This window comes from Methylobacterium sp. 391_Methyba4 (assembly GCF_029691625.1).
GTDB lineage: Bacteria > Pseudomonadota > Alphaproteobacteria > Rhizobiales > Beijerinckiaceae > Methylobacterium > Methylobacterium fujisawaense.
Genome location: NZ_CP121475.1, coordinates 5,492,035 through 5,510,945, shown reverse-complemented (window position 1 = coordinate 5,510,945; position 18,911 = coordinate 5,492,035). Strand labels below are relative to the sequence as shown.

Here is an 18,911-nt window from a genome sequence, read left to right as displayed (position 1 = left end):
GGTTTCGTGCGCCACCTCAAGGGTGCCGCGGACACAGGGTCCGCGGCACCGGCGATGCGCCTCAGCGGGTCGCCTCGGCGTACATCTTCTCCACGTGCTCCCAGTTCACGAGGTTCTCGATGAACGCCTTCAGGTAGTCGGGCCGGCGGTTGCGGTAGTCGATGTAGTAGGAGTGCTCCCACACATCGACGCCGAGGATCGGCTTGGCGCCGTGGACCAGCGGGTTCTCGCCGTTCGGGGTCTTCATGATCGCGAGCTTGCCGTCCTTGACGGCGAGCCACGCCCAGCCCGAGCCGAACTGGCCGACGCCCGCCTGGATGAAGTCCGCCTTGAACTTCTCGGCGCCGCCGAGATCCTCGTCGATCTTCTTGGCGATCGCGCCGGGGATCGCGCCGCCGCCATTCGGCTTCATCCACTGCCAGAAATGGATGTGGTTGTAGTGCTGGCCGGCGTTGTTGAAGAGCGGCTGATTCGTGTTGTAGGCGGCCTTGACGATCTCCTCGACGCTCTTGCCCTGGAGATCCGTGCCCTCAAGCAGCTTGTTGCCCGTGTCGACATAGGCCTTGTGGTGCTTGTCGTGGTGGAACTCGAGGGTTTCCTTCGACATGTACGGCCCCAGCGCGTCGTAGGCGTAGGGCAGTTCCGGCAGGGTGAAGGTCATCGCGTCTTTCTCCGCTTAGCAGGGGGCGGCCTCGTCCCCGGCGGGGGGTCCCGAGTCGAGAGCCCGCTAGGTAAGTCGGCGACCGCGGGACGGCAACGCCGTTCGGCCGCAGCGCGGGACGTTCCGTCGATCCCGAAGCCGCGGCGGCGGATCGGTCCGCGCGGCGGATTGCCGGGTGAGATCCGGACTATTCCGCTTTCCCGGACAATCTCAGCCCCGAGTTTTGCAATATGATCGGTAGGCCTTACTGTGCGACCGCCTTGAGTGCCGGCCGTCAGCCGGCCCGTGTCTAGAGAGTATCATGATCGCTGCGCTGTTCGCGCTCGCCGCCGCCATGATCATCGGGGGCTGCGCCGCCGTGATCCAGGGCTTCCCGTACGTGCGTCTGGAGAGCGGGCTCGCGATGGTGATCGCGGGGTCAGTGGCGGCCTCGTCGGGTGCGGTCCTCCTCGGCCTCGGCGTGGTGGCCCTCGGTTTCCGACGGGTCGAACGGGCGATCGGGCGGAATCCGATGGCCGGCCCGCGGGAGGCCACCGCGGGCGCCGCACCGACGATGTCCCCCGACGAGGGCCGGATCCGGCTGCCGCCGGTCCTGCCGGCGGCGCCCGCCTTCATCGTGCCCTCGGTGGTGGAGCCGGCCTTCGACCCCGAGCGCCCCCGGATCGAGCCGAACCTGGAACTTCGGGCCGACGAGGCCCGCGCGCCCGTCGCGGGCCCCTCTTTGGCCGAGTTGGAGAGACCCGTTCCGGCCGAGCCGCCGCCGCTGCATGTGGCGCCTCCCGTCCACGTGGCGGAGCCGATCCGCGCACCCGCGCCGGAAGCCCCGAAGGCCGAAGCCGCGATCGCGCCCGACGACGACCTGTTCGCCGCCCCCGAGCCGCCTCCGGAATCCCGGTCGGAGGAGCCCCATAAGGAACCGCAGGAAGGACCGCAGGAGGAGACACCCGCCCTGCGCCCGAGCCTCGACACTCCCCCCGAGCCCGAGCCGGCTCCGAAGCCCGCCACGCGCACCGTGGTGGGGCGCTACGCCTCGGGCGGCAACACCTACGTGATGTTCGAGGACGGCTCGATCGAGGCGGAGACGCCGCAGGGCCGCTTCACCTTCGGGTCGCTCGACGAGCTGAAGGCCTTCGTGGATGGCGGCGGCGAGGCCGGGACCCGCGGCGCGGCCTGACCCCCGCGTCCGCGCGCGCGCAGCGCAGCGACCCAGGGCCGCGCGCCGTCTGCGGGCGCGGTGCGCTGCTCGATGGCCCCGTCCCCCGCAAGGACGGTGACCTGTCCGAGCCGGCGGCGGGGACGCGGCCTCACACCAGCGGGTTGAGGTTGTCGTTGCGCGGCGGGATCGGCGCCCGCATCGTCAGGGCGAAACCGCCGGGGGCGTAGTCGGTCGTTACCTCGGCCTGGACCTGGGTGATCAGGACGCGTTGCAGCAGGCGCGACCCGAAACCCTGACGGCTCGGCGGCGAGACGGGGGGACCGCCCGTCTCACGCCAGGAGAACCGCAGGATCCCGGCCGGTCCGCCGGGCTCCAGCGACCATTCCACCGCCACCCGCCCGGTGCGGTTCGAGAGCGCCCCGTACTTCGCGGCGTTGGTGGTCAGTTCGTGGATCGCCATGCCGATCGGGACCGCGATCTCGGAGGGCAGGTCGATCGCCGGCCCGTCGAGGCTGATGCGGCCCTCGGCGCCGCCGTCCGGCGCCACCTCCGCGTAGGGCTTCAGCTCGTTGCGCAGGAGGTTGGCCAGGGACGCCATCTGCCACGTGTCCTCGGTGAGGACCGAGTGCGTATGCGCCAGGGATTTGATGCGCCCGACGAACGCCTCGTAGAAGCTCTCGATGCTCGACGCCGTCCGCGCCGTGGAGCCGACGATGGCCTGGACGGTGGCCAGCGTGTTCTTCACCCGGTGATGCAGTTCCCGGATCAGCAGGCTCTGGCGCTCCTCCGCGACCCGGCGGTCGGTGACGTCCGCGACGACGCCGATCAGGCGGCGCGGCAGGCGGCCGGGGGCGTCGCGCTCGAACCGCCCGGCCATGTCGATCGTGCGCCACACGCCGTCGGACTTGCGCCGGATCCGGCCGCTGATGTGGAGATCGCCGTCCTCCCGCAGCGCCTTGGAGATCGCCCGGCGGACCGCGGGACGGTCTTCGGGATGGAGGATGTCGTTGAGGAACTCGGTCTTGCCGATCGTCCCATCCTCGGGCGTGTGCCCGAAGATCTCGTACATGTGCTCGTTCTCCCAGATCGCCTGGTCCTCGAGCATGTGCCACTCGAAGATCCCGAGCTTGGCGACCGTGGTCGCGACCCGCAGGCGCTGGTCGCGGGACAGGATCTCGTCCCGGGCCTCGACCCGTGTGGTGATGTCCTGGATGACGCCGACCATACTGGCCGGTCTGCCGTCCGGGCCCGGCACGGCCTGCCCCCGCACCCGCAGGATCACGGAGCGCCCCGCCACCGTCGTGGCCGTGTCGAACTGATAGGGCTCGTCGGTTCCGGCCGCGTCGTCGATGAGCGCGCTCAGGCGGGTGAGTTCCGCCTGCGACAGGCCGGTCTTGAGCGCCTCCCACGAGACGGAGCGACCCGGCGGCCGGCCGAGGATCCGGGCGGCGCGGCGCGACAGGGTGAGAAGGCCCGTCGCCCGGTCCCAGCGCCATTCCCCGAGCCCGGCGGCCGCCAGCGCCTCCCGGTTCGCCTCGGAATGGGCGGCCGCATCCACGTCGACCGCCTCGACGACCAGGGTCAGGCCTGCGCGCCGGACCCGCACGTCGAGGGAGGTGCCGTCCGAGCGGCGCCAGAACTGGAGGCCGTCCCGGAGCCCCTCCGGTCCCTCGGTCAGGAGATCGGTGGCCGGCCGCCCGGGCAGGGTGCCCTGCGGCCAGCCGAGGAGATCGTGCAGCGCCCGATTGGCGGCAGCGATCGTCGCCTCGTCCGCCGACAGCACGACGAGGCCGATCGCGGCGTCGTCGAAGCCGGTGCGGGACGGGTCCGCCGCCGCCGGGTCCTGCCCCACCCTCTCATTCACTCGGAAGAATCCTCGAACGTGCCGTGGCACGCTCCCGCCGGAGATGAACCCCGCCCCGCGATCCGCAACCGCGGCGGGACTTCAGGATGGCGATCGAGCGTGACTGTGGCAAGGCGTTCCGCTCCGCCTGCGGCGACCGGGCGCCCGGGCGGCGCGATCGAGGCCGGTCTCAGCGCGGATGCCGGGCGAATTCCAGGTAGGTGGGCCGCCGCCCAGCGTCCAGCGCCTTGGCCTCGTAGCGCGTGCCGGGCCAACCCGGGAAGGGCTGCGTCCAGTCCTGCGCACCCCGTGCCGTCCAGGTGAGGTCCGGGCAGCGCGCGGCCCGGACCAGCGTCCAGCCGGCGTAGTCGTCGATGTCGCTGGCGAAGCGGAACAGGCCGCCATCCTTCAGCACCCGGCCGATCTCGGCGAGCGAGGCATCGGAGACGAAGCGGCGCTTGCGCTGCCGGCGCTTGGGCCAGGGATCGGGATAGAGCAGGTAGACCCGATCGAGGCAGGCATCCGGCAGGCGCGCCAGGAGGGCGGTCACGTCCGCGTCGCGGATGCGGACGTTGCGCAGACCCTGCGCCTCGATCGCCGCCAGCAGCTTGACCACACCGTTCACGAAGGGCTCGGCGCCGATGATGCCGACGGTCGGCTGCGCGGCCGCCTGAGCGGCGAGGTGCTCGCCGCCGCCGAAGCCGATCTCCAGCCAGAGCGCCTCGGGCGGCGCCGCCATCGCGGGAAACAGCGTCCGCGGATCGAGGGGCCGGTCGTCCGGCGGCAGGTCGATGCGCAGGGCCGGCAGAAGCTCGGCGAGCCGGCGCTCCTGCTGGCCGCGCAGGCGCTTGCCCTTGCGCCGGCCGAAGAAGGCGCGCTCCAGCTCCTCGGCCGGCGGTGCGGCGCGTCCAGACGTGTCAGACATGGTCACGGTGCGCCGTCGAAGGGCTTGCGCATCTCAGCGGGGTTGCTCGGCGGCGTGGGACCTTCGTCCCGTGCCGGTGTCTCGCGCCGTCGGTCCGGGGGCCGCGGGCAAGCCCGGATCCGGGATCGCCGTCCCGACGCGGATCCGGATCCGCCGGCGCGTCTGGATGCGGGCTCCGCGGGGCGGCCCCGGATGACGGAGCGGTTGCCGGCCCGAGCCGGCCACCGGTCGGACCCAGGCATGGGGGCGCCGATCGCGGTGGGTGTGCGTCCGGCGCAGGCCCCGGACGACACCGGAACCGGCGCTGCCCCGAACCCGCTCCGCGGGTCCGGGGCGATTCCGTCCTCAGGCGAGGGCGGACTTCAGCTTGCCGGCGAGGTCGGTGCGCTCCCAGGAGAAGCCGCCATCGGCCTCCGGGGCGCGGCCGAAATGGCCGTAGGCCGAGGTGCGCGCGTAGATCGGCTTGTTGAGGCCGAGCGCCGTGCGGATGCCGCGGGGCGACAGGTCCATGGCGTCCATCAGCACGGCTTCGAGCTTGGCCTCGTCCACGTTCCCGGTGCCGTGCAGGTCCACGTAGATCGAGAGCGGCTTCGAGACGCCGATCGCGTAGGCGAGCTGGATCGTGGCGCGGCTGGCGAGGCCCGCGGCCACCACGTTCTTGGCGAGGTAGCGCGCCGCGTAGGCCGCCGAGCGGTCGACCTTCGTCGGATCCTTGCCGGAGAACGCGCCGCCGCCATGCGGGGCCGCGCCGCCGTAGGTGTCGACGATGATCTTGCGGCCGGTGAGGCCGGCATCGCCGTCCGGACCGCCGATCACGAACTTGCCGGTCGGGTTCACGTGCCAGGCCGTGCCCTCGTTGACCCAGCCCTGCGGCAGGGCCTTGAGGATGTAGGGCTCGACGATGGCGCGCACGTCCGCGGAATCGAGGGACTCGTCGAGGTGCTGCGTCGACAGCACGATCTGCGTGACCTCGACCGGGCGGCCGTTCTCATAGCGGACCGTGACCTGGCTCTTGGCGTCGGGCCCGAGCTTGGCGGCGTCGCCCTGCTTCGCCTTGCGGGCGTCGGCGAGGTCCTTGAGGATCTTGTGGGCGTAGAAGATCGGCGCCGGCATCAGCTCGGGGGTCTCGTCGGCGGCGTAGCCGAACATGATGCCCTGGTCGCCCGCGCCCTCGTCCTTGTTGCCGGCGGCGTCCACGCCCTGGGCGATGTCGGCCGACTGGGCGTGGAGGTAGATGGCGACGTCGTTGTTCTTCCAGTGGAAGCCCGACTGCTCGTAGCCGATATCCTTCACGGCCTCGCGGGTCAGGGCCTCGAGGTCCTTGAAGGTGACCGAATCGGGCCCGCGCACCTCGCCGGCGATGACGATGCGGTTGGTGGTGGCGAGGGTCTCGACGCCGAGCCGTGCCTCCGGCATCGCCGCGAGATAGGCGTCGACGACGGTGTCGGAGATTCTGTCGCAGACCTTGTCGGGGTGCCCCTCGGACACGGACTCGCTGGTGAACAGATAGTTTGAGCGCGGCATCAGACGGCCTCGGTTCAGAGGTACGCCGTCGCGATCGCGGCGTTAGACCCTTCATGGGGCGGGCGTTCTCGCACCCGAGCAGTGGACGGTCAAGATGGAGGAACGAACGGATCCGCTATAACGGACGAAACGACCGAAAGAACGGCCGCCCCGGGGATCCCGCCGCGGCCTCAACCGCCGATCTTGCTCTCCAGGGCGCGGATGGCGTCGGCCACGTCGCGGCGCGCTTCCTCGGAGAAGTTTTCGGTGATGTGACGGCCCACGATTTCGGCCAGCCCCTTCAGGCCGCCATCCGACAGGGCCGATTGCTCGCGCTCGCCGAAGCCCGGCGCGACGAAGTCATCGTTCCGGGGCATGCCTTTAAAGAAGTAATCCATCGGCACGCCGGTCATCCGCGAGAAGATATCGAGATGGACGGCGCTGATCCGGTTGGTGCCCTTCTCATACTTCTGGAGCTGGGCAGCAGACATACCGAAGCTCTGCGCGACGCGGCGCTGTGTGAGCGACGCCTTCCGGCGCTGCTCGGCGATGCGTTGCCCGACATAGACGTCGCGCTGATCGGTCTTCTGGCCCGCCATGAAGTGCTCGTCCACCCCCGCCATGAATCCTGGCAGCAAAGCTTAGCGCGGCCCTCGGTACTTGTCACCGGCAGGCGGTCACCGTGGCGGACGATTTGCGCGCGGCTCCGCGGCCGGAGAGAATTGCAAGACGCGAAAACTTGGCGTCCCCGGCAGGGCTCGAACCTGCGACCCCAGGTTTCATACCACTTCGGCTTTCGCCGCCGCGTCCCGAAGGCTCGCGTTCGTGGCCTGGACTATCCCTTCACCGTGGACTGGATCGCCTCCAGCCGTTAGGTGCCGCCCGTCTAGTCTCTACACCTTCCCGCCGGGGCACCGTCGGGCTTGGCTCGGGATCGGCAGAGCATCGGACGCCTGAGCGCCGATGCCGGAAGCTTTCCCCGACTTTGAGCGGATCCGCCGCGTGGTTTCCCGACGCGACGCCCAATTAAACCTGCTTAGGAAACCTGTGCTCTGTCCAGCTGAGCTACGGAGACAACCGCGTGCTCCATAGCATTCTCCCCGTCCGAGGCCAACCGCGCCCGGTGGAAAGGCGGACGGCCGGGGCTCGCGGCCTCGGGGGTGTTCCATGGGCGGGATCACGGGCTGGGAGAGACAGCGGAGCGCGGCAGCGGCGCGGGTGGTGCGCGCAGCGGTGCGCGCGGTCGTGCTCACGGCCTCCCTCGCCGCGACGCCGGGCGTCCTTCCGGTCCGGGCCGCCCCGCGGACCAGCCTGTCCGAATGCATCGCGGGGCCGGCGCGCGTCGAGGTCATCGCGGGGATCGGTCCCCGGGGGGAGATCCGCCTCGCGTCGGGCGTCCGGGCGGTGCCGGACTCGCTGCGGTGGCCGGACGCGCCGGAGGCCGCATCCGCGGCCCAGGCCTGGCTGGAGGCCCGTCTGGGCGCCAGGGTCACGATGATTCCGCGCGGGCAGCCCGACCGCTGGGATCGGGTGCGGGCCGATCTCCTGATCGCGGAGGGTGAGGAGGATCTGGCGGGCGGCCTCATCGGGGCGGGCCTCGCCGTCGCGGACGCGAACGAGGCCGATTCGCTCTGCCGCCCCGCCCTGCGCCTCGTGGAGGCGGCGGCCCGCGCACGCAGGCTCGGCCTCTGGCGCGCGCCGCTTCCAGGGGCGCAGGACGGCCCGGCGCTCCGGGCGAAGGCGGGGCATTTCGTCGTCGTGGAGGGGCGCATCCGCCATATCGGCGAGCGGGGCGCGCGCACCTATCTCGATTTCGCGGCCCGGGGCACGGACGGGCTCACGGTGACGGTATCGAAACGCACTTGGCGAATGATGCGCGCCCGTGGTTTGAGTGCGGCCTCGCTCGAAGACCGGCGCGTGCGGGTGCGCGGCCTCCTCGAGGTCCGGCGCGGCCCGACCTTGGAGGCCGCCGTCGACGGGATCGAGGTTCTGGACGAGGCGGACCGGCCGGAGGCCGGTCCGGACGGGGAACGGGAATTGCGGCGCTGATCGCGATGGGCGGGATCACGGGTCACATCATCGGGGCGTGCGTCCACGGGGCGGGACGCCGCCCGCGCGGTGCGGCGGCGCTCGGCGGGCTCGCCCTGCTGCTCGGCGCCTGCGTCGCCGACCAGACCGAGGCGACCGTGCGGCCGGCCGTGGTCCGGGTGCCCGCGGAGGCGCCGCGCACGACGGGCCGCGAGCGCGCCGCGGACGCCGACCACCTCAAGCTCGTGGCCTCCTTCGGGGGCGAGGCGCGGGCGCCCAACGTGATGCGGCTGCTCACGGAGGTGACGGACCGCCTCGTGCGGGCCAGCGACCGGCCCGATCAGAGCTACACGGTGACGCTCCTCGATTCGCCGGTGGTCAACGCCTTCGCGCTGCCGAACGGGCGGCTCTACGTGACCCGCGGCCTCGTGGCCCTGGCGAGCGACACCTCCGAGGTGGCCGCCGTCCTGGCGCACGAGATGGCCCACGTGACCCTCAACCACGCCACGGCCCGCAGCGAGCTGGAGCTGCGCTCGGCGCTCGTCAGCCGGGTCGTGGCCGACGTGCTGAACGATCCCGATACCGGCGCGCAGCTCCAGCACCAGTCCCGCTTCGCCCTGGCCCGGTTCTCCCGCGAGCAGGAGCTGGAGGCGGACGCCACCGGCGTGCGCACCCTCGCCAAGGCCGGCTACGATCCGTTCGCGGCCGGGCGCTTCCTCACCGCCCTCAGCCGCTCGACCGGGCTGAAGGCCGGCAGCGCCAACGCGCCCGACATGCTGGCGACCCATCCGGGCACGGCCGAGCGCATCACCCAGGTCACCCGGGCGGCCCGCCGCATCGGCGCGCCGGGCATCGGCACCGACGACCGCGCCACCTACCTCGCGGCGGTGGACGGCCTCGCCTACGGCGACAATCCGCGCGACGGCGCGGTGCGCGGGCACCGCTTCATCCATCCCGGCCTCGGTATCGCCTTCGAGGTGCCGGAGGGCTTCACCCTGGAGAACACCCGCTCGGCGGTGCTCGGGACGACCCAGGACGGCAGCCGGCGCCTGCTGTTCGACCAGATCGAGGCCAAGGAGGGCCAGCCCCTCGATGCGGTGCTCAAGGCGAGCTGGAACGACGCCTTCGACCCGGCCGGCTTCGAGACCCGGGAGGTCGGCGGCCACCCGGCGGCCTTCGCGCTGTCGCGGGGGAAGGAGTGGACCTTCCGCCTCGCGGCGATCCGGATCGGCGATTCGACCTACCGGATGATCATGGCCGCCAAGGGCACCGCCGATCCCGACCCGGCCTTCCGCCGCTGGACCTCGACCCTCGTCGCCGTGTCGCCGGACGAGGCGGTCCTGCGTCCCCTGCGGCTGCAGGTGGTCCAGGCGATGTCGGCCAATGCCGAGGATCTCGCCCGCCGCATGGCGGTGCCCGACCGGGCGCTCGACCGGTTCCTCGTCCTCAACGGCCTGGAGCGCGGCGCCGCGCTGGTGCCGGGTCGCGGCTACAAGATCATCGTGGAATAGCCGCCCTGCGCGGCGGCGGCTTGTGCGTTCGCCCGGCCCGGACATCCTGCCGGGGTCGTTCAGGGAGAGCGCCGTGATTCGATTCTTCTACAATCTCAGCCCCAACCCCATGAAGGTCGCCCTCTGCCTCGAGGAGATGGGGCTGCCCTACGAGCCGGTGCCGGTCGATACCCGCAAGGGCGAGCAGTTCGATCCCGCCTACACGGCGGTCAACCCGAACGGGAAGGTGCCGGCGATCGTCGACGGCGACGTGACCGTGTTCGATTCGAACGCGATCCTGATGTATCTGGCGGGCAAGACCGGCCGGTTCCTGCCGGAGGGCGAGCCGGTCCGCGGCGAGATGCTGTCGTGGCTGATGTTCGTGGCCACCGGCATCGGGCCGTTCTCCGGCCAGTGCGTGCATTTCCGCCACTTCGCGCAGGACGGGGGCGCCTACGCCACCGAACGCTACACCTTCGAGGCGCGCCGGCACTGGGGCATCCTCGACCAGCGCCTCGCCGACCGCACCTACGTGCTGGGCGACACCTACACGATCGTCGACATGGCGGTCTGGGGCTGGGCCCGGATGGTGCCGTTCATCCTCGGCGAAGGCGCCTTCGGGGACCTGCCCAACGTCAAGCGCCACCTCGATGCGCTCAACGCGCGGCCGGCCGCGCAGGCCGCCGAGGCGCTGAAGGGCCGCCACGCCTTCAAGGCCGAGATGGACGACGAGGCCCGGAGCTTCATGTTCCGCGCCGTGAACAGCGCCGCCTGACGCTCCGCCGGATCCGACCGCTCCCTTCGCCTCAGGGCGCGGGAGCGGTCACCGTGAGCATCGGCAGGGTGACGGAGAGCGTGCCGGGCGGTGTCCGCTCGGTACCGAGCGTCAAACAGGCGGCGAGGCCGAGACACAGGGCGAGACCGATCAGCGAGGTCTCGAAGCCACGATAGACCCAATCCATGACGGTCCCCGTTCGCGAGGGACCGTCAGGATGCGCTCCTCCGGTTAACGGATCTGTGCGCCGGCACGCATCCGCTGACCAGCGCTTACCAGCCGGATGCGACGAGGGCGGCCCCGGCGGCGATCAGGCCGACGCCCATCCAGGCGGCGAGGCTGAGGGTTTCGCCGAGCAGGGTGGCGCCGAGGATCGCCACCAGCACGACGCTGAGCTTGTCGATCGGCGCGACCCGGGCGGCGTCCCCCAGCGACAGGGCCCGGAAGTAGCAGAGCCAGGACGCCCCGGTGGCGAGCCCCGACAGGGTGAGGAAGACGAGGCTGCGGCCGGAGATCTGCGCGAGGCCGCCGGCCTGCCCGGAGCCGACGACGATCGCCCCGGCAAAGACCAGGATCACGGCGGTCCGCACGAAGGTCGCGACATCCGACTGGACGCCCGAGACCCCGACCTTGGCGAGGATCGCGGTGAGTGCCGCGAAGCCGGCGGCGGCGAGCGCCCAGAAGCGCCAGGAGTGCAGCAGGTGGCTCACGGAGCTCTCACGCCGTTTCGGTTCCGGGCGCTCGGCGTCTTCGCGCGCGGAGCGACAGGCGGAGTGCCACGCCGACCGAGCGCGCCCCCCCAGATCGCATCACGGCGCTCGCGATGCGGATGCGCCCATGGACGTTGACGTGGACGTGACCGCCGCGCCCGGGGCGCGGCGGCGCTCGGATCTCGGCTTCAGAGCAGCTTGTCGATCGTGATCGGCAGGTCGCGCACCCGCTTGCCGGTGGCGTGGAACACCGCGTTGGTGATCGCCGCCGCGGTGCCGACGATCCCGATCTCGCCGAGCCCCTTCACGCCGAGCGGGTTCGCCTTGTCCTCCTCCTCCACGAAGATCACGTCGATGTCGTAGATGTCGGCGTTCACCGGCACATGATACTCGCCGAGATTGTGGTTCATGAACCGGCCGATCCGGTGGTCGAGCATCGACTCCTCCTCCAGGGCCGAGCCGATCCCCATGACGACGCCGCCGAGGATCTGGCTGCGCGCGGTCTTCGGGTTCAACACCTTGCCGGCCGCGATCGCCGAGACGACGCGGGTCACCCGGACCTGACCCAGCTCCTCGTCGACCTTCACCTCCACGAAGATCGCCGAGTGGGTGTAGGCCTCGTATTTCTGATTGAAGTCCTTGTCGGGCCCGGCCTGTTCCACCGCCTCGACCTTGTCGATGCCGGCCGCCTGCATCACCTCGACCAGGGAGACGCTGCGGCCCGGATCGCCGGCAACCGAGATCCGGCCGTCCGCGAAGACGGCCCGGTCGAAGTCGACATTGGCGAGCGGCGAGTTCTCGAGCCCGCGGGCGAGCTTGAACACCTGTTCGCCGACATTGCGGCAGGCCTTCATCACGGCGGTGCCCGAGGAGGCCGCCGTCCAGGAGCCGCCGGCGACCGGCGCCTCCGGCAGGCGGGTGTCGCCGAGCTTGGTCGTCACCGCGTCCATCGGCAGGCCGAGGGTGTCGGCGGCGATCTGCGTCAGAATCGTGTAGGTGCCGGTGCCGATATCGCCGGTGGAATTGCCCACCGTCAGGCGGCCGTCCGGCGTCAGGGTCGCGATGGCGCTCGACTGCATCATCATCGATTCCCAGATGCCGGTGGCCACGCCCCAGCCGACGAGCTCCCGCCCCTCGCGCATGGAGCGGGGCTCGGGATTGCGCTTCGCCCAGCCGAAGCGCTCGGCGCCCTGCCGGAAGCAGCTCTTCAGCTCCTTCGAGCCGAAGGGCTTGCCCTGGGCGGTGGCGTCGGATTCGGCGTAGTTCTTCAGCCGCAGGGCGATCGGGTCCTGGCCGGTCGCATAGGCGAGCTCGTCCATGGCGGTCTCGATGGCGAAGACCCCGGTCACGGCACCGGGGGCGCGCATGTCGCCCGGGGTGGCGGTGTCGAGCTTGGCGATGCGGTAGGTTAGGGCCACGTTCTCGCAGCGGTAGAGAACCCCCGACCAGTTGACGATCACCTCTTGGTAATCCTCGAAGGTGGAGGTGCCCTGGACGGCGTCGTGCCGCAGCGTCGTCAGCGTGCCGTCCGGCTCGGCGCCGAGCGCGACGGTCTGGAGCGCCTCGCCCCGGTAGGTGAAGGACCACATCTGGTCGCGGGTCAGGGTGACCCGGACCGAGCGCTTCAGCTCCTGGGCGGCCAGCATCGCCAGGAACGCCTGGTATTGGGGGCGCAGCCCGGAGCCGAAGCCGCCGCCGAGATAGGGGTTGAGCACCCGGACCTGATCGGGCTTCAGGCCGAACACGTTGACGAGGTACTGGTGGCTGTTCGAGACGCCCTGGATCTTGTCGTAGACCGTGTAGGTCCCGTCCTGCTCCACCACCACCGTGGTGGCGTGCGGCTCCATCGGGTTGTGGTGCTCGTTGGCCATGCTGTAGCCGCCCTGCACGCGGATCGGCGCGCTGCCGAACGCCTGGTCGGCGTCGCCCCACGGAGCCGGCGGCGGCTTGATGCCCTCGCGCTTGGTGGGCGGATCGTAGGCGTCGCCGCGCACGGCCTTGAGGTCGGTGACGGGCTCCTGCATCGCGTAGCTGACGCGGACGAGGGACGCGGCGTAGCGCGCGGTCTCGAAATCTTCCGCCACCACCAGGGCGACCGGCTGGCCGCTGAACACGATCAGGTCGTCGTAGAGGGCGCGGAAGGGCGAGCCGGGGGGCGCCACCGCGTCCTGGAAGTTCTTGTCCCGCCACGCGGTGCGCGGCCGGTTCGCGTGGGTAATGACCTTGAGGACGCCCGGGACCGCCTCGGCCTCGGCGGACTCGATGGCGGTGATCCGGCCTTTGGCGATGGAGCTGGACACCACATAGCCGTAGGCGAGGCCGGGCGCGGCGAACTCGCCCGCGTACTTGGCGAGGCCGGTGACCTTGGCGGGCCCGTCGATGCGGCTGCGCGGGCTGCCGACGAAGGTGTCGCGGCCGGTGGAGCTGAAGGTCTGGGGGTTCGAGGTCTGGGTCATGGCGGGGCCTACTGGATGCGCTTGTCGCTGAGCGACTGGGGCGTGCCGGCGGCGGCCTGTTCGAGGCCGCGCACGATGGCCCGCCGGGCGAGATCGATCTTGAAGCCGTTCTCCGATTGCGGCTTGGCTTCCGCGACGATCAGGTCGGCCGCGTCCTGGAAGCTGGCGCGGGTGGCGGGCTTGCCCTCGAGCAGGGCCTCGGCCTCGCGGTTGCGCCAGGGCTTGTGGGCGACGCCGCCGAGCGCGAGGCGCGCGGTCTTGATCCGGTCGCCGTCGAGTTCGAGCCCCGCCGCCACCGAGACCAGCGCGAAGGCGTAGGACAACCGGTCGCGCAGCTTCAGGTAGGTGAAGTGCTGCGGGAAGCGGCTCTCCGGCAGGTCCACCGACACAACGATCTCGCCGGGGGCGAGGTTCGTGTCCGTCTCGGGGGACTCCCCCGGCAGGCGGTGGAATTCGGAGAACGGGATCGACCGCTCGCCCTGCGGCCCGTTCACCTGCACGGTGGCCTCCAGGGCGGCCAGCGCGATGCACATGTCGGAGGGGTGCGTGGCGATGCACTTGTCGCTCGTGCCGAAGATCGCGTGGATGCGGTTCATCCCGCCGATCGCCGGGCAGCCGGAGCCGGGCGCGCGCTTGTTGCAGGGCGTGGCCACGTCGTAGAAATAGTAGCAGCGGGTCCGCTGCAGCAGGTTGCCGCCCGTGGAGGCGGCGTTGCGCAGCTGCGCCGAGGCGCCGGCCAGGATGGCGTTGCGCAGGAGCGGATAGCGCTCCGTCACTCTGTCGTCGTACGCCACCTTGGCGTTGGTCACGAGCGCCCCGATCCGGAGCCCGTCCCCGTGCGCCTCGATCCGGTCGAGGGGCAGGTGGGTGATGTCGATCAGCCGGCCCGGCTTCTCGACCTCGTACTTCATCAGGTCGATCAGGTTGGTGCCGCCGGCGATGAAGCGGGCCCCGGCCCCGAAGGCCTGCACCGCCTCCGCCACCGTGCCGGCGCGGACGTAATCGAAGCGGTTCATCGGGCGTCTCCCTGCATGACGTCCTCGATGGCGTCGACGATGTTGGTGTAGGCGCCGCAGCGGCAGAGGTTGCCGCTCATCGCCTCGCGGATCTCGTCCCGGGTGTGGGCGTGGCCCTCGTTCATCAGGCCCACCGATGAGCAGAGCTGGCCGGGCGTGCAGTAGCCGCACTGGAAGGCGTCGTGCTCGATGAACGCCTCCTGGATCGGGTGGAGGGCGTTGCTGCCCGCCCGGTCGCCGAGGGCGGCGAGCCCTTCGACCGTGGTGATCTCGGCCCCGTCCTTCATCACCGCGAGGGTCAGGCAGGAATTCACCCGGGTGCCGTTCACCAGCACCGTGCAGGCGCCGCACTGGCCGTGGTCGCAGCCCTTCTTGGTGCCGGTGAGGTCGAGCCGCTCGCGCAGCAGGTCGAGTAGCGTGGTCCAGGGCGCGACGCGGAGTTCGCGTCGCTGCCCGTTGATCGTCAGCGTGATGCCGATGGGCGTATCCGCCGACACCGGCGGCTGGGTCTCGAGTCGCATGATGTCGTCCACGGTCTGGGCCGGCCGGGGCCGGGCGGGAACGGATCGGCCGAAGCGGCAACCGGCAGAGACGCGCGGGCACCGGCCTGAGGGCTCGATCGATAACCATTCCAATCTGCGCCTGTTCCGGTGCGCGCTGTCTCACCCCATGATCGCTGGCGGGTCCGCGAAGCGGCTCCGGGGCCAATCAACCCGTCCTCCGACGTTGCCGCCCCCGCCCCGCCTCGGCTAACCCTCGTCCCGCAGAGTCCCCGCCGCACCCCGGAGCCCCCGATGGCCGCGCTCGACGCGATCCTCAACGACATCGACACGGATCTGGAGAACGCCCTGGAGCGGCTGTTCGCCTTCCTGCGGATCCCGTCGATCTCCACCGATCCCGCCTATGCCGGCCAGTGCCGCGAGGCCGCCGCCTGGCTCGCCAAGGACCTGACCGCGCTGGGCTTCGAGACCTCCGTCGAGGAGACCTCGCTCCATCCGGTCGTGCTGGCCCACAAGCCGAAGCCGGGCGCGCCGCACGTCCTGTTCTACGGCCATTACGACGTGCAGCCCGTCGACCCCCTCGACCTGTGGACGACGCCGCCCTTCGAGCCGCACCTCGCCGACGACGGGCAGGGCGGCAAGAAAATCGTCGGGCGCGGCGCCTCCGACGACAAGGGGCAGGTGATGACCTTCGTGGAGGCGTGCCGGGCCTATATCGCCATGCACGGCGAGTTGCCCTGCGGCGTCACGATCCTGATCGAGGGCGCCGAGGAGAGCGGCTCGCAGGGGCTCCCCGAATGGGTCGCCGCCAACCGCGACCGGCTCGGCTGCGACGTGGTCCTCGTCTGCGACACCGGCATGTGGGACCGGAAGACCCCGGCCATCACCTCGTCCCTGCGCGGCCTCGCCTATTTCGAGGTGAAGGTGACCTGCGCCGACCGGGACCTGCATTCGGGCTTCTTCGGCGGCGCCGCCCGCAACCCGATCCACGTCCTGTCGAAGATCATCGCCGACCTGCACGATGCCGACGGTCGCGTGACGATCCCGGGCTTCTACGAGGGCGTGCACGAGCGCCCGCCCGAGGTGCTGGAGCAGTGGCGCGGCCTCGGCCTGACGCCGGAGACCCTGCTCGGGCCGATCGGCCTCAAGGAGCCCGCGGGCGAGCGCGGGCGCATGCCGATCGAGCTGGTGCAGTCGCGCCCCTCCTGCGACGCCAACGGCATCATCGGCGGCTATACCGGCGAGGGCACCAAGACGGTGATCGCCTCGACCGCCTCCGCCAAGGTCTCGTTCCGCCTCGTGGACGACCAGGATCCGAAGCGGCTCGCCGAGAGCTTCGAGGCGTTCGTGCGGGAACGCGTGCCGGCAGATTGCCGGGTCGAGGTCATCACCTACAAGGGCTCGCGGGCGATCAGCCTGCCCTTCGACATGCCGCAGCTCGGAGCCGCCAAGGCCGCGCTGCAGGACGAGTGGGGCGTGCCGGCGGTGACCGTCGGGGCCGGCGGCTCGATCCCGATCGTCGGCGACTTCAAGCGGATCCTCGGGCGCGACACCCTGCTGATCGGCTTCGGCCTCGACGACGACCGGATCCACTCGCCGAACGAGAAGTACGACCTGACGAGCTTCCACAAGGGCACGCGCTCCTGGGCGCGGATCCTCGCGGCCCTCGGCCAGGGCTGAGCCGTCAGCGGGCGGAGGCCGACCGCATCTTCCCGTCGATCCAGGTCCAGAGGGCCCGGACCTCGTCGGCGGCCGGGCTGACGGGGGCGTATTCCGTGACGCCGAGCCCGGTCGCCAGGGCGTCCTGGTGGTCGACCCGGTGGATGATGCCGGGCTCGGCCAGGACGCCCAGGGCGCGCAGCTGCGCCGCGTAGGCGCTGGTGCGCGGCGAGGGCGGCGGCGGGCACTGGTTCAGCACCAGGGCCAGCCGCTCCCGCAGCCCGAGCCCGACGAGCGCCTGGAGGGTCGGCCGGGCGGCCACGATGTCGAGCCGCGAGGGGCGGACCGGCATCAGGACGAAGTCGGCATCCTTCAGGGCCGGCGCGAGGCCGGACGCGCTGCCGGCGGTGTCGAGGACGGCGAGCGTCGTGCCCTGCTCGGCGAGGATGCCGAGAATCTCCGACAGCTGGCCCATCTCCCAGGGCTGGATCCGGTCGACCGCGACGGCGTCGCTCTCGCGGTCGCTCCCGCGGTCGCCCTTGCGCAGGGCCCCCCAGCCGGCCAGGGATCCCTGCGGGTCGAGATCGAGGGCGGTCACCTGCTCGCCGGCCTCCGCGGCGGCGACGGCCAGGGAGGCCGCGAGGGTTGTCTTGCCCGTCCCGCCCTTCTGCACCGCCAGGGCGAGGACCCGCAGCGAGCCGGCGCCGGGCCGGGGCGCGGTGTCCGGCGCCGGTTCGGATCCTTCGGGATCCATGCGTGTCCCACCTCTCCAATCTCAGGCCCGGGCCTCGGCCCGTGCGGCGCCGAATCGAGGTCCGGCACGATCGTGCTTACCGTGACGCCGCTGGCTGGGGCCAGCGTCGCGCGGCGGCGCCTGTGGACCGCCCGTCGCCGGCTCCCGATCGGCGGGGCGCGGATTCCGGCGCGCGGGATCGCCCGGACGGCCCGTGCGTTGGGCCGGCATCCCGTCGGTCGCGCGCCGCGCCCCCGCCGGGACTCCGATGACCGCCACGCCGGGATCCGCATGCGCCTCGACCGCCGCCGCCTGATCGGAACGGGGCTCCTGGCCCTCGCCGCCCCCGCGGCCCGCGCCGGGACGCCGCCGCCCCCGACGAGCCGGCCTGCGGGGATTCTGGACCTCGCCATCGCGGCGGATGCGCCCTCGACCCCCACGGGACTCGCCATCGCCCGGGGCGGACGGATCTTCGTGATGATGCCGCGCTTCACCGGTGCGGAGCCGATCACCCTCGGCGAGGTGCTGCCCGACGGATCGGTGAAGCCCTACCCCGACGCGGCGGCCAACCGCCCGGATCCGCAGGCGCCGCAGGCCACCCTGTTCCATGTGCCGAACGGCGTCTTCGACCGTGACGACACCCTCTGGGTGCTCGATGCCGGCCTGCCGACCGGCAAGGGACGGCCGGTGCCGGGCGGCGCGAAGATCCTGGCGATCGATATCGGCCGGAACAGCATCCGCCGGACGATCCCCCTCGACGCGGGCGTGGTGCCGGATTCCTCGCTGAACGACCTGCGGGTCGACGTGCGCGACGGGCGGGCGCTGGCCTACGTCACCGATCAGGGGCAGGCCGGCGCGGGGGCGATCCTCGCGGTCGATCTCGACAGCGGGCGGGTGGTGCGGCGCCTCGCGGACCATCCCAGCACGCGCTCCGAGGAGGGCTTGGTCAAGTTCGTGGAGCGGCGGCCCGTGATGGAGCGGAAGGGCGACGCGCCGGAGAAGAGCCCGAAGGGCGGCGCCAACGGCATCGCGATCAGCCCGGACGGACGCCGCCTGTACTACGCGCCGCTGATGAGCCGGCGGCTCTACGCGGTCGAGACCGCGGCCCTGCGCGACCCGAACGTCTCGGACGCGGCCGTGGCCGCCGCTGTCAAGGATCTCGGCGAGAAGGGCATGACCGGCGGGCTGACCACCGATTCCGAGGACCGGGTCTATCTCAGCCTGCAGGAGCACAACGCGGTCGGCCGGCGCCTGCCGGACGGCACCGTGGAGGTGCTGGCCGCCGACGACCGGCTGATCTGGGCCGACACCTTCTGGATCACCCCGGACCGATGGCTCTATATCTCGGCAGCCCAGGTCAACCGGCGGCCGGAATTCAACCGCGGCCGGGACCTGCAGCAGCCGCCCTACGCGATCCTGCGCATGCGCATCGACGCGGACCCTGTCCTGTAGCGGA

Annotated in this window: 17 protein-coding genes; 6 read left to right on the top strand and 11 right to left on the bottom strand. The window is 71.5% G+C overall.

Features of this window, described 5'->3' with window-relative positions:
* Positions 1-61 precede the first annotated feature (61 nt).
* Complete coding sequence (locus P9K36_RS25900; protein WP_043351079.1) at positions 62-661, bottom strand: superoxide dismutase; 600 nt, start codon at positions 659-661, stop codon at positions 62-64.
* Between the two features lie 301 nt (positions 662-962).
* Between P9K36_RS25900 and P9K36_RS25895 the strand changes: the two genes are divergently transcribed.
* On the top strand, positions 963-1,835 hold the full coding sequence (locus tag P9K36_RS25895; protein ID WP_043759734.1) for a hypothetical protein: 873 nt from the start codon (positions 963-965) through the stop codon (positions 1,833-1,835).
* A gap of 130 nt (positions 1,836-1,965) precedes the next feature.
* Here the strand turns inward: P9K36_RS25895 and P9K36_RS25890 are convergent, their stop codons facing one another.
* From P9K36_RS25890 to P9K36_RS25875, 4 genes are all read right to left on the bottom strand, one after another.
* Positions 1,966-3,681, bottom strand: coding sequence for an HWE histidine kinase domain-containing protein (locus P9K36_RS25890; protein ID WP_043759732.1), 1,716 nt, complete (start codon positions 3,679-3,681; stop codon positions 1,966-1,968).
* 169 nt (positions 3,682-3,850) lie between these two features.
* A complete protein-coding gene (locus P9K36_RS25885) occupies positions 3,851-4,585 on the bottom strand; it encodes a tRNA (guanine(46)-N(7))-methyltransferase TrmB (protein WP_043759730.1) in 735 nt (244 codons plus the stop codon).
* 345 nt (positions 4,586-4,930) lie between these two features.
* Complete coding sequence (gene metK, locus P9K36_RS25880; protein WP_043379362.1) at positions 4,931-6,109, bottom strand: methionine adenosyltransferase; 1,179 nt, start codon at positions 6,107-6,109, stop codon at positions 4,931-4,933.
* A 170-nt stretch (positions 6,110-6,279) separates the two neighbouring features.
* Positions 6,280-6,687 (bottom strand): helix-turn-helix transcriptional regulator, encoded by a 408-nt coding sequence (locus P9K36_RS25875; protein ID WP_043346443.1) that lies wholly within the window; start codon positions 6,685-6,687, stop codon positions 6,280-6,282.
* Between the two features lie 568 nt (positions 6,688-7,255).
* Between P9K36_RS25875 and P9K36_RS25870 the strand changes: the two genes are divergently transcribed.
* The 3 genes from P9K36_RS25870 to P9K36_RS25860 all read left to right on the top strand — a co-directional run bounded on the left by P9K36_RS25870 (position 7,256) and on the right by P9K36_RS25860 (position 10,381).
* Positions 7,256-8,137: a thermonuclease family protein gene (locus P9K36_RS25870; protein WP_052083700.1), complete on the top strand. Its 882-nt coding sequence runs from the start codon at positions 7,256-7,258 to the stop codon at positions 8,135-8,137.
* A gap of 5 nt (positions 8,138-8,142) precedes the next feature.
* Positions 8,143-9,627: a M48 family metalloprotease gene (locus tag P9K36_RS25865; RefSeq protein ID WP_043759728.1), complete on the top strand. Its 1,485-nt coding sequence runs from the start codon at positions 8,143-8,145 to the stop codon at positions 9,625-9,627.
* 73 nt (positions 9,628-9,700) lie between these two features.
* Entirely contained in the window at positions 9,701-10,381 is a 681-nt protein-coding gene (locus P9K36_RS25860) for a glutathione S-transferase family protein (protein ID WP_043346447.1), read from the top strand.
* 31 nt (positions 10,382-10,412) lie between these two features.
* On the opposite strand, the gene P9K36_RS25855 is transcribed toward P9K36_RS25860, so the two are convergent.
* The 5 genes from P9K36_RS25855 to P9K36_RS25835 form a co-directional block, all read right to left on the bottom strand.
* Positions 10,413-10,568: a hypothetical protein gene (locus P9K36_RS25855; protein ID WP_164706359.1), complete on the bottom strand. Its 156-nt coding sequence runs from the start codon at positions 10,566-10,568 to the stop codon at positions 10,413-10,415.
* A gap of 85 nt (positions 10,569-10,653) precedes the next feature.
* Positions 10,654-11,091 (bottom strand): EamA family transporter, encoded by a 438-nt coding sequence (locus tag P9K36_RS25850; protein WP_043346438.1) that lies wholly within the window; start codon positions 11,089-11,091, stop codon positions 10,654-10,656.
* 188 nt (positions 11,092-11,279) lie between these two features.
* Positions 11,280-13,547, bottom strand: coding sequence for a xanthine dehydrogenase family protein molybdopterin-binding subunit (locus P9K36_RS25845; protein WP_043759725.1), 2,268 nt, complete (start codon positions 13,545-13,547; stop codon positions 11,280-11,282).
* An 8-nt stretch (positions 13,548-13,555) separates the two neighbouring features.
* Positions 13,556-14,563, bottom strand: a complete 1,008-nt coding sequence (locus tag P9K36_RS25840; RefSeq protein WP_043759723.1) for a xanthine dehydrogenase family protein subunit M — start codon at positions 14,561-14,563, stop codon at positions 13,556-13,558.
* On the bottom strand, positions 14,560-15,084 hold the full coding sequence (locus P9K36_RS25835) for a (2Fe-2S)-binding protein (RefSeq protein WP_043379471.1): 525 nt from the start codon (positions 15,082-15,084) through the stop codon (positions 14,560-14,562). The genes P9K36_RS25840 and P9K36_RS25835 overlap by 4 nt, the downstream gene beginning before the upstream one ends.
* 273 nt (positions 15,085-15,357) lie before the next feature.
* Here P9K36_RS25835 and P9K36_RS25830 point away from each other — a divergent pair, with 273 nt between their 5' ends.
* On the top strand, positions 15,358-16,743 hold the full coding sequence (locus P9K36_RS25830) for a M20/M25/M40 family metallo-hydrolase (protein ID WP_043379370.1): 1,386 nt from the start codon (positions 15,358-15,360) through the stop codon (positions 16,741-16,743).
* Between the two features lie 4 nt (positions 16,744-16,747).
* On the opposite strand, the gene P9K36_RS25825 is transcribed toward P9K36_RS25830, so the two are convergent.
* A complete protein-coding gene (locus P9K36_RS25825) occupies positions 16,748-17,476 on the bottom strand; it encodes a ParA family protein (RefSeq protein WP_043759721.1) in 729 nt (242 codons plus the stop codon).
* Between the two features lie 270 nt (positions 17,477-17,746).
* On the opposite strand from P9K36_RS25825, the gene P9K36_RS25820 reads away from it, so the two are divergent.
* Positions 17,747-18,907, top strand: a complete 1,161-nt coding sequence (locus tag P9K36_RS25820; protein WP_100794118.1) for an L-dopachrome tautomerase-related protein — start codon at positions 17,747-17,749, stop codon at positions 18,905-18,907.
* The last annotated feature ends 4 nt before the right edge of the window (positions 18,908-18,911 follow it).

Bases quoted from the DNA above. Each gene is read 5' to 3' on its own strand.
- P9K36_RS25900 (WP_043351079.1), bottom strand. From the start codon at position 661: ATGACCTTCACCCTGCCGGAACTGCCCTACGCCTACGACGCGCTGGGG.
- P9K36_RS25895 (WP_043759734.1), top strand. From the start codon at position 963: ATGATCGCTGCGCTGTTCGCGCTCGCCGCCGCCATGATCATCGGGGGC.
- P9K36_RS25885 (WP_043759730.1), bottom strand. From the start codon at position 4,585: ATGTCTGACACGTCTGGACGCGCCGCACCGCCGGCCGAGGAGCTGGAG.
- metK (WP_043379362.1), bottom strand. From the start codon at position 6,109: ATGCCGCGCTCAAACTATCTGTTCACCAGCGAGTCCGTGTCCGAGGGG.
- P9K36_RS25875 (WP_043346443.1), bottom strand. From the start codon at position 6,687: ATGGCGGGCCAGAAGACCGATCAGCGCGACGTCTATGTCGGGCAACGC.
- P9K36_RS25870 (WP_052083700.1), top strand. From the start codon at position 7,256: ATGGGCGGGATCACGGGCTGGGAGAGACAGCGGAGCGCGGCAGCGGCG.
- P9K36_RS25865 (WP_043759728.1), top strand. From the start codon at position 8,143: ATGGGCGGGATCACGGGTCACATCATCGGGGCGTGCGTCCACGGGGCG.
- P9K36_RS25855 (WP_164706359.1), bottom strand. From the start codon at position 10,568: ATGGATTGGGTCTATCGTGGCTTCGAGACCTCGCTGATCGGTCTCGCC.
- P9K36_RS25845 (WP_043759725.1), bottom strand. From the start codon at position 13,547: ATGACCCAGACCTCGAACCCCCAGACCTTCAGCTCCACCGGCCGCGAC.
- P9K36_RS25840 (WP_043759723.1), bottom strand. From the start codon at position 14,563: ATGAACCGCTTCGATTACGTCCGCGCCGGCACGGTGGCGGAGGCGGTG.
- P9K36_RS25835 (WP_043379471.1), bottom strand. From the start codon at position 15,084: ATGCGACTCGAGACCCAGCCGCCGGTGTCGGCGGATACGCCCATCGGC.
- P9K36_RS25830 (WP_043379370.1), top strand. From the start codon at position 15,358: ATGGCCGCGCTCGACGCGATCCTCAACGACATCGACACGGATCTGGAG.
- P9K36_RS25825 (WP_043759721.1), bottom strand. From the start codon at position 17,476: ATGGATCCCGAAGGATCCGAACCGGCGCCGGACACCGCGCCCCGGCCC.
- P9K36_RS25820 (WP_100794118.1), top strand. From the start codon at position 17,747: ATGCGCCTCGACCGCCGCCGCCTGATCGGAACGGGGCTCCTGGCCCTC.